Origin of the sequence: Paenibacillus phytohabitans, assembly GCF_013141775.1 — a bacterium.
GTDB classification, from domain to species: domain Bacteria; phylum Bacillota; class Bacilli; order Paenibacillales; family Paenibacillaceae; genus Paenibacillus_AQ; species Paenibacillus_AQ phytohabitans.
Map to the genome: position 1 here is coordinate 228,965 of NZ_WHOB01000021.1, position 13,968 is coordinate 242,932.

11 protein-coding genes are annotated in these 13,968 nt (G+C 51.8%); 9 read left to right on the forward strand and 2 right to left on the reverse strand.

The window, feature by feature from the left end:
• Positions 1-2: 2 nt before the first annotated feature.
• Together GC101_RS09095 and GC101_RS09100 are read left to right on the forward strand one after the other, a co-directional pair.
• Positions 3-1,052 carry a glycoside hydrolase family 88/105 protein gene (locus GC101_RS09095; protein WP_171716972.1) on the forward strand — a complete coding sequence of 350 codons (1,050 nt, stop codon included), beginning with the start codon at positions 3-5 and terminating at the stop codon, positions 1,050-1,052.
• Entirely contained in the window at positions 1,053-3,071 is a 2,019-nt protein-coding gene (locus GC101_RS09100; protein ID WP_171716973.1) for a beta-galactosidase, read from the forward strand.
• A 79-nt stretch (positions 3,072-3,150) separates the two neighbouring features.
• Here GC101_RS09100 and GC101_RS09105 read toward each other — a convergent pair whose 3' ends face one another.
• On the reverse strand, positions 3,151-3,942 hold the full coding sequence (locus GC101_RS09105; RefSeq protein ID WP_171716974.1) for an AraC family transcriptional regulator: 792 nt from the start codon (positions 3,940-3,942) through the stop codon (positions 3,151-3,153).
• Positions 3,943-4,200: 258 nt separating this feature from the next.
• Here GC101_RS09105 and GC101_RS09110 point away from each other — a divergent pair, with 258 nt between their 5' ends.
• The 3 genes from GC101_RS09110 to GC101_RS09120 all read left to right on the forward strand — a co-directional run bounded on the left by GC101_RS09110 (position 4,201) and on the right by GC101_RS09120 (position 6,672).
• On the forward strand, positions 4,201-4,599 hold the full coding sequence (locus GC101_RS09110; protein WP_171716975.1) for a DUF488 domain-containing protein: 399 nt from the start codon (positions 4,201-4,203) through the stop codon (positions 4,597-4,599).
• Between the two features lie 254 nt (positions 4,600-4,853).
• Positions 4,854-5,513: a TetR/AcrR family transcriptional regulator gene (locus tag GC101_RS09115; RefSeq protein WP_171716976.1), complete on the forward strand. Its 660-nt coding sequence runs from the start codon at positions 4,854-4,856 to the stop codon at positions 5,511-5,513.
• Positions 5,514-5,541: 28 nt separating this feature from the next.
• Positions 5,542-6,672 (forward strand): alpha/beta hydrolase, encoded by a 1,131-nt coding sequence (locus tag GC101_RS09120; protein WP_171716977.1) that lies wholly within the window; start codon positions 5,542-5,544, stop codon positions 6,670-6,672.
• A gap of 98 nt (positions 6,673-6,770) precedes the next feature.
• On the opposite strand, the gene GC101_RS09125 is transcribed toward GC101_RS09120, so the two are convergent.
• Positions 6,771-7,190, reverse strand: a complete 420-nt coding sequence (locus tag GC101_RS09125) for a hypothetical protein (RefSeq protein ID WP_171716978.1) — start codon at positions 7,188-7,190, stop codon at positions 6,771-6,773.
• 289 nt (positions 7,191-7,479) lie between these two features.
• Between GC101_RS09125 and GC101_RS09130 the strand changes: the two genes are divergently transcribed.
• From GC101_RS09130 to narI, 4 genes are read left to right on the forward strand one after another with little or no spacing between them, the layout of a single operon-like run.
• Positions 7,480-11,154 carry a nitrate reductase subunit alpha gene (locus GC101_RS09130; RefSeq protein ID WP_171716979.1) on the forward strand — a complete coding sequence of 1,225 codons (3,675 nt, stop codon included), beginning with the start codon at positions 7,480-7,482 and terminating at the stop codon, positions 11,152-11,154.
• The gene (gene narH, locus GC101_RS09135) at positions 11,144-12,715 is read left to right on the forward strand and encodes a nitrate reductase subunit beta (protein ID WP_042233677.1); all 1,572 of its coding nucleotides are present in this window, start codon (positions 11,144-11,146) and stop codon (positions 12,713-12,715) included. Before GC101_RS09130 ends, narH begins: the two co-directional genes overlap by 11 nt.
• Complete coding sequence (gene narJ / locus GC101_RS09140; protein ID WP_039308160.1) at positions 12,708-13,274, forward strand: nitrate reductase molybdenum cofactor assembly chaperone; 567 nt, start codon at positions 12,708-12,710, stop codon at positions 13,272-13,274. The genes narH and narJ overlap by 8 nt, the downstream gene beginning before the upstream one ends.
• Positions 13,271-13,957: a respiratory nitrate reductase subunit gamma gene (gene narI, locus GC101_RS09145; RefSeq protein ID WP_042134707.1), complete on the forward strand. Its 687-nt coding sequence runs from the start codon at positions 13,271-13,273 to the stop codon at positions 13,955-13,957. Before narJ ends, narI begins: the two co-directional genes overlap by 4 nt.
• The last annotated feature ends 11 nt before the right edge of the window (positions 13,958-13,968 follow it).

Sequence of the window (13,968 nt, forward strand, 5' to 3'; positions counted from 1 at the left end):
ACATGTTAAAGATTGACGCAGCAACGCCCGAGCTTAAACAAGTGATCGGACGGGTGGCAGACTACACCTTCGGGATGGACCTGACTTGGGACTGGCCGTGCGGAGTGGCCTTTTATGGAATCAGCCGCGCATACGAAGCCACTGGAGATAAGTCTTACCTTGAACGGATGGCAGCCTATTGCGACGAATATATTGAGGTTGGACTTCCTTCCTGGACAGTCAATACATGCGCTATGGGACATATGCTGATTACACTCTATGAAGAAACGAAGGATCAGAAGTACCTCGAGCTTATCTTAAGCAAAATAGATTACCTTGAGAATCATGCGCTGCGTTTCGGCGACCGGGTGCTGCAGCATACAGTGTCCGTTAATAATGACTTTCCTGAGCAGGCCTGGGCAGACACACTGTTCATGGCAGCCTATTTCTTGCTGCGTGCAGGGGTAATGCTAGGGGAGAAGCGGCTGATTGACGATGCACTGAACCAGTATTACTGGCATATTAATTATTTGCAGAACGAGGATTCCAGCCTATGGTACCACGGCTATAACAATGTACAGAAGGATCACATGTCGGGAATCTACTGGGGCCGTGCCAATGCCTGGGCAGCCTATACGATGTCCAGAGTAGGTAAAGTGCTGCCGCAAGGGTATCTGTACCCGCCTTTCATGCATGTGAATTGTTCACTCCGTGATCAGCTTTCAGCGATAAAAGTTCTGCAGCGGGAAGATGGCCTATGGGGTACCGTTCTCGACGTACCGGAATCCTATGGGGAGGTATCTGCGACAGCAGGAATAACCGCAGGTATGTTGAATGCCGGAAACCCGCTGCATACTAAATATATCCAGAAGGCACTGGAGGGTGTACTTGCTAATATAGCAGACAACGGCAGAGTTCTTAACGTTTCTGGAGGAACGGCCGTGATGAATGATCTGGAAGGATATTTGAAAGTACCTAAACGATGGGCTGAAGGCTGGGGGCAGGGACTCGTGCTCGCTCTTTTAGCGGCTGTCACTGAAAATCAAAAACTAATAAAGCAGGGGGAAGTATAAATGATATTTGTCGGAACGAATTACCATCCGCATGACTGGCCCCGGGAACGATGGCCGGAGGATATCCGCCTGATGAAGGAATCAGGCTTCAATCTGGTGCGGCTCGGACACCTGTGCTGGGATAGCTTTGAGCCTTCGGAAGGCAATTATGAATTTGCATGGTTTGACGAGGTGATGGATTTGTTCGCAGAGGCAGGGTTTAAAGTGGTTCTCGACATTGCGACCCGTCCGGCACCTACGTGGCTGCATAAGAAATATCCGATGATCAATATCACGGACCAGCACCGGAACCGTCTCCATTCCGTGCGCCGTTATATGGAGGATGTAGGCAACCCGGTATTTCAGGAATATGCATACGGCTTCGCCGAAAAGCTGACCCAAAGATATGCGGGTCATCCGGCTCTCCATGCCTTCGGCTTGTGCAATGAGGTAGGCGCGGGGATGCAGACATTCTCTGAAGAAGCCCGTCAGCGGTACATTCAGTGGCTGAGAGCGAAGTATGCTGACATCGGGGAATTAAATGAAGCATGGGCTGCACAGAGATGGTCCCGCAAGCTTAATAGCTTCGAAGATATTGAATTTCCGGTTTCCGGTGAGAGAATTGGAGCGCCGGAGCGGGTACTGGAGATGCGCCGCTTCTATTCGGACGAGCTGCTGGCCTACCTGCAGGGCTTAAGCAATACCGTCCGCAAATATGCTCCCGAATCCCGGGAAACGACCAACCATTGGGGGGAGTATCCGACACTGGGTTTTGACTATTTGAAGGATTATAAGCAAATCTTTGATCTGCCTGGAGTAGGATTCTACCCTGGAGTGAATCCTGAAGACCGAAATGCGTTATTTGGGGCTTGTTTCACTATGGCTCACCGGATCGGTGAGAAGAGTGAACCGATCTGGTGTGTGGAATTCCAGACAGGTTCCTTTGGCGCCTATGCTCCTCCAAAGGGGGCTCTCCGGATGTATGCCTACTTATCCTTGTTATTCCGCTCGGGAGCAATATGTGCATGGACATGGAGATCAATGTTAGGCGGAGAAGAACAGTACCTGTTCGGGCTGCTTGATCACGACGGCCGGCCGGGAAGGAAACTGGACGAATTCCGCCAATTCGCACTCGAGATGGAGCAGCTGAAGTCGATCGGACTGCCTTATCTCCCGCAACCGGAGATTGCTCTGGCCTATTCCTTCGAATCCTTTATCGTTTCCGAGAATATGAAGGCTTACTACAAGACTCCTTATCTAGAGCAGATTATGCAGACATTCCTTGCGTTAAGCGAGGATAATGCCGCTTTCAATGTAGTGGACCTCCGCAATATCGAGAAGCACTATAAGATTCTGCTTGTGCCTGGCCAATGTATTATGGATGAAGCTTCCGCCGGTACGATCAGAAGATTTGCCCAAGAGGGTGGAACGGTAATTATGACTGCCTATTCAGCCAAAGTTGATGAGCACAACCGTGTTTTCAGCGAGACTATGCCCGGCAGGCTTAGCGATGTATTTGGTATTCGCGCGAATGCATTTGAGAACACTGCCTATCACTATTCGGACAGCAATGAAGGCGGTCTGCAGAAGCAAAAGCTGAACATCCGGCGTGAAGCTCCGAAAATTAAGTTTAAGGACCGGATTTTGGATCATACGGTAGACTATTATGAAATACTGGAGCCTGCTACTGCTGAGGTTCTGGCTACCTTTACAAATCTGGACCAGGAGCTTCCAGCGGTTAGCATCAATACGTATGGAAAAGGAAAAGCCGTTTATGTTGCGGTTCCTGCTGAGATAGAGCTTATGCAGGTGCTGCTTAACCACTTCTATGCACAGCTTGGAGTGCAGAAGGGACCGGAAACCCCGCTAGGTGTAAGTGCGCGTCAGGTGGGGGATCACGTAATCTATGTGAATACAACAGCGGATGAACAGCATATTTCCCTGACGGTACCGGGAGAGGGCCTGATAACGGGGCAAGTGTACGAGACCATTCTGAAACTGGATCCTTACGGGGTAGAAGTCTATAAAGTCACAACGTAGTGTATGTATCTCAATGTAACTTCTAATAGCTTTTGTAAGCGTTCGGTATTTCTATTCTGAGATACTGAACGCTTTTCATTTACCCGAACTGGGACGGCGGTACATTGTAATATTTCTTGAAGGCCTTTGAGAAGCTGTAGGGATCAGGATAACCGAGCATCCCGGCGATTTGTTTGATCGAATAACGTTTGCTGTACAATAATTTCCGTGCACGGTTCATCTTCATCTGATAGATGTACAGCCCTGGTGTAAAACCGGCAGCTTGTTTGAAATATACAATGAAGTACTTCTCCGACATGCCCGCCAGTTCAGCCAGTTCTTCAATACGGATAGGTTGATGCAGATGTTCCCGGATAAACTGGAATACAGGCTGCAGCTTCTGAAAACTGGTGATCCGCTTACGCTCAGACATATTATTCGTAAATCCTCCGCGGTAAATGCCAAGCTCATAACATTCTAACAGCTTGGAGATCAGGATGGTCAGCGCTCCCTGCAAGCGGATGGTCGACATCATAGCACCACTTTTATACTGTTCACAGCTGTCTATAAACAGGCAGATTTCTTCCGGGGCAAGGGAGCTTGAGATCACGCCAGGGAGCTGGAAGTTATCGAGAATACTAAGCTGATCCCCAAGGCTGAAATTAAAGTGTGTAAAAGTGAATCTGCAGCTAGCCCCTATATTTGTAGCGGTGTATGCCACTTTAGGACTGAAGAGAATTAGATCACCTTCCCTGGCGATGTGGATCTGATCGAAAATGCGAATTTCAATTTGACCTTCGTGGATGTACCAGAAGGCGTAATCCTGATGCTGTTTGCTCTCTGCCCAAGCATTTAAATGAGCGGTCTCTAAGCAGATATTGATCCGAATCAAGACGTGCTCCGAAAGCTCATGGAATATGTTCAAGTGGTCCACGGTTATACTCCCGTACTTTTTGACATCGTAATATGGAATGATTATAGCACAATGTTGTATATAGCACTCTTGAGCATACCCGTGTTGAGCATGCAGAGGTTGTAGAAGAAGTCGTACTATTAAACAGCCTGTCACTGGCAGGGCAATTTGCTCCATGGTATATTGGGTGTACTAAACAACGGTCCGTTCCAGTATGGATAACAGGAGGGAGAATAGATGTTGGAACATTCCTGCCGGAAGTCAACTGACCTTCCTTACTCTATATATCTGAAGCGGATTTATGAGCCGGCGGCTCCGGAGGACGGGTACCGGATACTGGTGGACAGGCTATGGCCGCGGGGAATTACGAAGCAGCAGGCTGCCATAGACGAGTGGATGAAGGAGCTTGCTCCAAGCCCCGGGCTGCGCCGATGGTTCGGCCATATACCAGAGCGGTTTGCGGCATTCAGTGACAGCTATATCCGGGAGCTGGAGGAAGATCCGGCACGGGGAAGACTTGCTGCGGAGATCGCAGAATTGGCGCTGGCGCAGGACGTTACACTGGTATATGCCGCGAAGGCCCCTATACACAATCATGCGCAGGTACTATATAAATGGCTGCTTTCCCGTCAATAAGCACACGGACCGCCCCAAATCGTTAATGATTTGGAAGGCGGTCCGTGTGCTTTTTTTGACGTTTCACGGAAATGCGGAATTCATCCGGCTTGGGCGCTGGAGACAGGCTGTATGGGCGGATCATCGTATACTTCTCTCCAGGAATCAGTACACGTACAGAGTTGGACGGGCCGGGGGTGTATTCCGGGATTTGACATGTGAATTAATTGTCAGTATAGTGTGAATCAATTCACACCGCACTTAAGGAGGAATCTATGCCAAAAAATACTTTCTTTCGTTTAGATGAAGCAAGGCGCGAGGAAATATCTAATAGTGCTATGCAGCTTTTTGTTGATCATCTTTACGAGGATATAACTATGAAGATGGTTTTGGATCGTTTGTCCATGCACCCCGGAACCTTTTACCGGTATTTTGAAGACAAAGATGACCTTTATTGTCTCTTAATACGTAATGTGACCCAGAAAAGAGCTGCGTATTTTAATAACCATAAGGAGGATTCCCTTTTCCCGTTTTTCCTTTCGGGATTATTTGGTAACGTGAATGGCACCCTGACCGAGCCACTGAATGAGCTGGAAATCAAACTCACTGAAACATTTTTAACCATTCCCGAGAACATATTGCTTAAAGTATATCTGGATGTGCTAAAGGGCGAGTCATTCCCCTTAATCAAGGACATGTTACGCCGGATGAGGGTTGACGGATATCTCCGGCCTGATATTGATGATGACCTGATTGCTTTTATGTTTGAGTCGATGCAGTTTAATTTAGTCATGTTTTTCAGGGGATTCGCTATTAAGGACTCTACGCTGCAACATAAGATTAACAAGTATTTTGCTGATTTTATGGGTCATGGACTGCTTGAAGATCATAAATATTCTGAAATTGTTAACGAGCTCAAGAAAGCCAGGGAGTAGATATCATTCACTGGAGGGGAACAAGAATATGAGAACTTATAACGCATTTCCAGAACCAATTGGCGGCTTTACTGTCGGCCGGATCCAGATGGATTTGGAGTACACGGCATCAGATCACTCAACGAGAGAACTGACGGCATTTGTATACTATCCTTCTGACAGTAGTGAAGGTAAGACTACATCAACGTACATGTTTCCTGAGGTCTACGAGTTGCTTAATGAGCAGCCGCTTGTCACTGAGGATATTTTCTCTATAGATATCAAGACCCGGTGTTACGACGATCTTGCTCTCTCCGGGAAGGAAAAGCGCTATCCGGTGTTATTCTATGTTTGCGGCGGGGGCGGTTCTCCGGAATGGGGTACAGTGCTCTGTACAGACTTGGCAAGCATGGGATATGTTGTGGTAAGCATCGGCCATCCGAATAGCACGATGTATAAGCGTGAAGACGGACGCCTGTTTAATGTATCCAAGGATTTTTCGGATGTCCTTATAGCGTTCTCTGAAGATCCCGAGATGCTGGAGCTGGCTGGTAAGATGGAGATGCGTCCTGACGACGAGACGGCCATTGCAATGTGCCGTGACGTGCTTACCCTGCCGGTACTTGCCAAGTTAACAGAGTATAGTGAATTACAGGCAGAGGATGTAAGGTATGTAGCCGATTATCTCTACCAGCTGGACTCTGGAGAGCAGAATTCCATCTTTAAGGACAGATTGCTGCTTCACATCGGCATGGGCATAGCCGGACATTCTTATGGAGGGCTTACGACGGCGATGGTATGCCGGGACGACGAGCGGTTCGCCTGCGGCATTGGCTTGGATAGCGGTGCGTTCGGCCTTCTGGGCAGTGACCTTAAGAAACCCTTCCTGCTGCTGTATAATGAACCTAACTATAATATGAATGCGATCATTGGCGCTAACAACAGCATGGAAACGTATTATTTCTCTGTTGACCGTGTGGGCCATTTAGATTACTGCGACATCGTGTTTACCAGTGTTAATGAGAAACTTAGAGGCGAACGGGATGCTATGGAGATGCGAAATCTTGTTACAGACTATACCAAGAACTTTTTCGATCATTACATCCTGCAGAAGGCTGCAAGTGTGGAAAGTCTGACTTACGATGGCGTGGACTTAATCAAGAAGACCAGCAACAAGTGACTTAGCCGAGAAGTTGCTGATTATACGCATGTCAAAGAGCTGACCGTACAGACATCCCCTATCAAGTTCGTATCAATCCGTATCAGGTTAACAGGTAATCACGCCTCCCCGAACAGAAGACGTTCCTCATCACGGCTATGAACCGCGTTCACTACCAGCAGCGCGTGGAACTGGTGAAGCACACCGGGAGTGAGACCTTCTTCTGCCAGCATTACTTTGACATCCTGAACTATAATCCGCAGTAAGTCATGATCACGTGCAAGCCGCAGAACTGCGTCTTGCAGGCCGGGATGCTTCCCGGCCATCTCCTGATAGAATCCGTCTTCCTCCGCATCGGCGTGGCTGATGATCCGCGTCTCCCAGTACTCGATTAAATGCTCGGCGGCCTGGTGCGCCACTTCGAATTCCTTCGCTTCCAGCAGTTCCTCCATTTCTTCCGTCTTGGCTATAGCGCCGGAGAGCCCGCCCTGATGAATAGCATGGTGAGCGTGCAATTGGCGCAGTGAGGGTCCTGGCATGTTGCTTCATCCTCCCGTTTTTGTGTCAGTATAACACAGAGATTTGTAGTGTAATTCCCGCTAAGGCATTCCCCGGACAAGAAAGAGGGAAGTCCCTAACAGGCCCCTTGACGGGTACAATAAACGGCCAGAACAAAGCTTTTTTCCTCAGCGGGAAAGGCTTATTTGCATTGGATTCAGATCAAGGGAATTCCCGAGGTTCAATAGGTGTTTCCCTAATGGGAAGCCGGGCCGGGGAGATCCATAATGGATTTAACTGAATAGATTTTGAAGGGAGTGTTCCTGAGCGATGAAGAAGAAATTCGGCCTTAACTTTTTTAAACCGGTGGAGAGCTATTCCGGGAACTGGTCCATTCTTGAAGAGAAAAACAGGGATTGGGAGAATATGTACCGCCAGCGCTGGTCTCACGATAAAGTAGTGCGTACCACTCACGGAGTCAACTGTACAGGCTCCTGCAGCTGGAAAGTGTTCGTGAAGAACGGAATCATCACCTGGGAGAACCAGCAGATTGACTATCCTTCCTGCGGGCCGGACATGCCGGAATTTGAGCCGCGCGGCTGTCCCCGCGGAGCTACCTTCTCCTGGTACGAATACAGCCCGCTGCGCGTGAAATACCCTTACATCAGGGGGAAGCTGTGGCGGCTGTGGCAGACGGCGCTGCAGGAGCATGACAATTATGTTGATGCCTGGGCCAGCATTGTTGAAGACCCTGAGAAGGCAAGCCAGTACAAGAAGGCGCGCGGGAAAGGCGGCCATATCCGTGTGGCCTGGGACGACGCGCTGCGGCTGATCTCCGCACAGCTGATCTATACAATCCGTAAATACGGCCCCGACCGGATCGCCGGCTTCACCCCGATTCCGGCTATGTCGATGGTCAGCTACGCCTCGGGGGCGCGGTTCATCTCCCTCCTCGGCGGTCAAATGCTGAGCTTCTATGACTGGTATGCCGATCTTCCTCCGGCTTCGCCGCAGATCTGGGGGGAGCAGACGGATGTGCCGGAATCTTCGGATTGGTACAACGCCGGTTACCTGATGATGTGGGGCTCTAATGTACCGCTAACCCGGACGCCGGATGCCCACTTTATGACGGAAGTACGCTATAAGGGAACCAAAGTCGTGTCGGTCGCGCCGGATCTCGCCGAGAACGTCAAATTCGCCGACAACTGGCTGGCTCCGAATCCAGGCTCGGACGCTGCGCTTGCCCAGGCCATGACGCATGTCATCCTGCAGGAGTTCTACCAGGAACGACAGGAGCCGATGTTCCTGAATTATGCGAAGCAATATACAGATATGCCGTTCCTGATTCTGCTTGACCCTCATGAGGATGCCCTGAAGGGCGGACGTTTCCTGCGGGCGAGTGATCTTGGAGATACCTCCCCGCACTCGGAGTGGAAGCCGGTCATCTTCGACGAAGCAGCGGGTGAGATGATGGTTCCGAACGGTACGATGGGGCAGCGCTGGGAAGAGGGCAAGAAGTGGAACCTGATTCTCGAGCGGGAGGACGGCCGTAAAGTGCAGCCCGCGCTGACCATCGAAGGGCACGGGGAAGAGTGGACGGAAATCGTGTTCCCGTTCTTCGATAATGCGGGCAACGGCACGTTCAGACGGATGATTCCGGCCCGGACCATACGGCTCGCCGACGGCACAGAACGTTACGCCGCCACAGTCTACGATCTGATGATGAGCCAGTATGGCGTGGCGCGCAGAGAGAGTCCGCTGAATGCCAAGGGGTATGAGGACGCCGGATCTCATTACACTCCGGCCTGGCAAGAGAAGATTACGACAGTGAAGGCGAGTGTCGTCGTGCAGATCGCCCGCGAATTCGCCCAGAATTCGCTGGATACGGGCGGGCGCTCCATGATCATCATGGGCGCAGGGATCAACCACTGGTTCAACAGTGATACCATCTACCGTTCCATTCTGAATCTGGTGGTGCTGACCGCCTCCCAGGGTGTCAACGGCGGCGGCTGGGCGCATTATGTCGGCCAGGAGAAATGCCGCCCGATTGAAGGCTGGTCAACGGTTGCCTTTGCCAAGGACTGGCAGGGTCCGGCACGCCAGCAGAACGCGACATCCTTCTTCTACTTTGCCACAGAGCAATGGCGTTATGAAGAGAGCGGCACTGATTCGCTGAAATCGCCGACGGGCGGGGAGGTAGCTTACCAGCATCCGGCGGACTATAACGTGCTGGCTGCACGTCTCGGCTGGCTGCCTTCCTTCCCGCAATTTAACAAGAACAGTCTGCTGTTTGCCGAGGAGGCTGCGCAGCAGGGCAAGAAGACGAACAGTGAGATTATCAGCCACACCGTGGAAGAGATCACCTCGCGGAAAACACGGTTTGCCGTGGAAGATCCCGGCGCACCGGAGAACTTCCCCCGCTCCCTGTTCATCTGGCGCTCGAACCTGATCTCCAGCTCTGCCAAAGGGCAGGAATATTTCATGAAGCATCTGCTTGGAGCCTCCGACGGTCTCCTGGCCGAGCCGAATGAAGAGCAGAAGCCGGAGGAGATTGTCTGGCGCGGGGATGTGGAGGGCAAGCTCGACCTGATGGTAGCCCTGGATTTCCGGATGACCACCACACCGCTCTATGCGGATGTCGTGCTGCCGGCCGCAACGTGGTATGAGAAGACTGACCTGTCCTCCACTGACATGCATCCGTTTGTGCATCCCTTCAATCCGGCCGTGAATCCGCTATGGGAATCCCGTTCCGACTGGGATATCTACCGCCAATTGTCAGAGGTATTCTCCGAGATGGCGAAGTCGCAGCTGCCCGGCGTCTATAAGGATGTTGTGATGTCACCGCTGGGCCATGACTCCATCAGCGAAATTTCGCAGCCGATGGGTCTGGTCAAAGACTGGGCCAAGGGCGAAGTGCCGGCCATTCCGGGTAAAACTATGCCGAACTTCACCATTGTGGAGCGGGATTACACCCAGATTCATGACAAATACACCTCACTCGGACCGAATCTGGCAACCGGCAAAGCAGGCGCGCATGGCATCAGCTTCTCTGTCGCTGAAGAATATGAGGAGCTCAAGAAGATCAGCGGCGTGCATTACGATGAATCGATTAAGAACGGACTGCCGAAGCTGCTAACCGCCCGTCAGGCCGCAGATACCATTCTTCATCTGTCATCAGCCACCAATGGCCGCGTATCCCAGAAGGCTTATGCTGCAGCGGAGAAGGATTCAGGTGTAGAGCTGAAGGATATCTCGGCAGACCGGGCAGCTGAGAAAATTACGTTCCAGAGCATTACCGCACAGCCGCGCGAAGTGATTCCGACCCCGGTATTCAGCGGCTCGAACAAGCAGGGACGGCGTTATTCCCCGTTCACCACGAATATTGAACGTCTCGTTCCGTTCCGGACCCTGACGGGAAGACAGCATTTCTACATTGACCATGAAATCTTCCAGCAGTTCGGCGAAGCACTGCCGGTCTACAAGCCGACGCTGCCTCCGATGGTGTTCGGACCGCGCGACAAGGCAGTGAAGGGCGGGCAGGATGCCCTGGTTCTGAGATATCTGACACCGCACGGGAAATGGAATATCCACTCGACTTATCAGGATAACCAGCACATGCTGACATTGTTCCGGGGCGGTCCAACGGTGTGGATCAATAATGAGGATGCCGCGGCCCATCAGATTGCCGATAATGACTGGCTCGAGGTCTATAACCGCAACGGTGTCGTAACGGCACGTGCGGTAGTCAGCCACCGGATGCCCAGAGGCACCATGTTCATGTACCATGCCCAGGACAAGCACATTCAGGTGCCGGGTTCTGAAATTACGGATACGCGCGGCGGAAGCCACAATGCGCCTACCCGGATTCATCTGAAGCCTACCCAGATGGTCGGCGGATATGCACAGCTCAGCTACGGCTTCAACTACTATGGTCCGATCGGCAACCAGCGTGATGTCTACGTAGCCGTCCGCAAAATGAAGGAGGTCAACTGGCTTGAAAATTAAAGCGCAAGTGGCAATGGTAATGAACCTGGATAAATGCATCGGCTGCCACACCTGCAGCGTGACCTGCAAGACGACCTGGACGAACCGCAAGGGTGCGGAATATATGTGGTTCAATAACGTGGAAACGAAGCCCGGTATCGGTTATCCGAAACGCTGGGAGGACCAGGAGCTCTACAAGGGCGGCTGGCAGCTGCGCAAGGGGAAGCTTGAGCTGAAGTCCGGCAATAAGCTGTCCAAGATCGCACTCGGCAAAATCTTCTACAACCCCGACATGCCGGAGATGAAGGATTATTATGAGCCCTGGACGTACAACTACGAGCATCTGACGAATGCGGGGGAACAAAAGCATTCCCCGGTGGCGCGGGCCCATTCCGCTGTAACCGGCGAGAAGATGGATCTGGAATGGGGACCGAACTGGGAGGATGATCTGGCGGGAGCCCATGTAACCGGCCCGCTGGACCCGAATATCCAGAAGATCGAAGAAGAAATCAAATTCAACTTCGAGAAATCGTTCATGATCTATCTGCCGCGCCTCTGTGAGCACTGCCTGAATCCAAGCTGTGTCGCCTCCTGTCCTTCCGGTGCGATGTACAAGCGGGATGAGGACGGCATTGTCCTCGTGGATCAGGAAGCCTGCCGGGGCTGGAGATACTGCATGACCGGCTGTCCGTATAAGAAAGTGTACTTCAACTGGCAGACCAACAAAGCAGAGAAGTGCACCTTCTGCTTCCCGCGCGTGGAAGCCGGGCTGCCTACAGTATGCTCCGAGACCTGTACCGGCCGGATCCGCTATCTCGGGGTGCTGCTGTACGACGCCGACAAGGTTCTGGAGGCGGCATCCACGCCGGACGAGAAGGATTTATACAAGGCGCAATGTGATTTGTTCCTGAACCCGCATGATCCGGAGATTATGGCGCAGGCGAGAAAAGACGGCATTTCCGAGGACTGGCTGGAAGCCGCCCAGAACTCGCCGGTCTATAAGCTGGCGATTGAGCACAAGCTGGCCTTCCCGCTTCACCCGGAATACCGCACACTGCCTATGGTGTGGTATGTACCGCCGCTTAGCCCGATTATGAATTATTTCGAAGGCAAGGATTCGCTGAAGAATCCCGATATGATCTTCCCGGCCATCGAAGAGATGCGTACGCCGATCCAGTATCTGGCGAACATGCTGACGGCCGGCGACACGGAGACTGTGAAGGAAGCCCTGCAGCGGATGGCGATGATGCGCTCCTATATGCGCGCCCAGTCCACCGGCCGGGAATTTGATCTTACCCGTCTGGACCGTGTCGGCATGACCGCACAGCAGACTGAGGAAATGTACCGGCTGCTCGCGATTGCCAAATATGAAGACCGTTTCGTCATCCCGACCTCCCACAAGGAGCAGCACATGAATCCTTACCGTGCCCAAGGCTCGGCAGGTTATGGAAGCGGGATGGGAGACATGGGCTCCGGCTCCGGCTGTGACGGCTGCGGACCGGCCAGCCCTTCCGGCGACACCATGAAGACCGGCAAGGAAATGTATGAAGAGAATTTCTACGGGGGGATTTGGCGTGATTGATCTGATCAAACTGCATGATTACAAGGAATCCTTCGGTTATTTCGCCCTGCAGCTGATGTATCCGGAGAAGCTGGACTTTCATCCGGCTTTTCTGGAAGAGGCGTTTGACAGCACTCATCCGGGTTATGCCCACGTGCATGCCTATTGGAAGCAAATGCAGAGCTTCAGCCTGGATGAGATTCAGGAGAGCTATGCGGCCACCTTTGATTTTCAGAAGGACTGCGCGCTGTATATGACCTATTTCAAATTCGAGGAGGCCAAGGAACGGGGGCAGATGCTCGCCAAGCTGAAGCTTCTGTACGAAATGTTCGGCCTTGCCATGCCGGAGGGGGAGCTGCCTGATTATTTACCGCTGATGTGTGAATTTATATATGCCGCGCAGTGGCTGGAGGTCCCGGGAGCGCCGGAGAATTTCCGGATGCTGATGGCGATTCTTGAGGATGGCACCTACCATCTGCTCAAGGCGCTGGAGCGGAATGAAAGTCCCTATTACCATCTGGTTAAGGGATTACGTGAAACCTTCAAAGCTTGTGTTGAACAGGAGGCCCTGAGTCAATGAATATGTCAGGTCAGTTTTTATGGGTCATTTTCCCCTATATGTGTCTGGTGGTCTTTATCGGCGGCCATATCTTCCGTTACCGTAAGGACCAATTCAACTGGACAGCCAAATCGAGTGAATTTATTGAAAAGAAACAGCTGAAATTCGGCAGCATTCTGTTCCATCTCGGCATTATGCCGGTTATTCTGGGCCATATCGGCGGGCTCGCTGTTCCGAAATCTTGGCTGGAGGCTGTCGGTGTGAGTGATCATCTCTACCACATCGGCGCGGTATATATCGGGGGGATCTTCGGCGCAGCTACCCTGCTCGGAATGCTGATCCTGACCTCGCGGCGCTTTACGCTGAAGAACGTCCGCCGGCTCAGCAGCGCATCGGACCTGATCGTCAACTCCCTCCTCCTGTTCATCGTGTTTATGGGGATGTACTCCACGATTGTAACGAATGCCGTACAGCCTGAGTTTGATTACCGTGATACGATTTCTGTCTGGTTCCGCGGTTTATTCATGTTCCGGCCGGACCCGTCGCTGATGGGTGAGGTGCCGTTTTCCTTCAAGCTTCACATTCTGTCAGGGTTTGCGATCTTTGCCTTCTGGCCGTTCACCCGGCTCGTCCATGTATGGAGTGTTCCGTTGAATTATGTAGGCAGAAGTTATATCCTATACAGAAGAAATAAATCGAATTAACGGAAAGAGCC

Coding starts and splice junctions, on each gene's coding strand:
- GC101_RS09130 (WP_171716979.1), top strand. CDS start 7,480: ATGAAGAAGAAATTCGGCCTTAACTTTTTTAAACCGGTGGAGAGCTAT.
- GC101_RS09095 (WP_171716972.1), top strand. CDS start 3: ATGTTAAAGATTGACGCAGCAACGCCCGAGCTTAAACAAGTGATCGGA.
- GC101_RS09115 (WP_171716976.1), top strand. CDS start 4,854: ATGCCAAAAAATACTTTCTTTCGTTTAGATGAAGCAAGGCGCGAGGAA.
- GC101_RS09110 (WP_171716975.1), top strand. CDS start 4,201: ATGTTGGAACATTCCTGCCGGAAGTCAACTGACCTTCCTTACTCTATA.
- GC101_RS09120 (WP_171716977.1), top strand. CDS start 5,542: ATGAGAACTTATAACGCATTTCCAGAACCAATTGGCGGCTTTACTGTC.
- GC101_RS09125 (WP_171716978.1), bottom strand. CDS start 7,190: ATGCCAGGACCCTCACTGCGCCAATTGCACGCTCACCATGCTATTCAT.
- GC101_RS09100 (WP_171716973.1), top strand. CDS start 1,053: ATGATATTTGTCGGAACGAATTACCATCCGCATGACTGGCCCCGGGAA.
- narI (WP_042134707.1), top strand. CDS start 13,271: ATGAATATGTCAGGTCAGTTTTTATGGGTCATTTTCCCCTATATGTGT.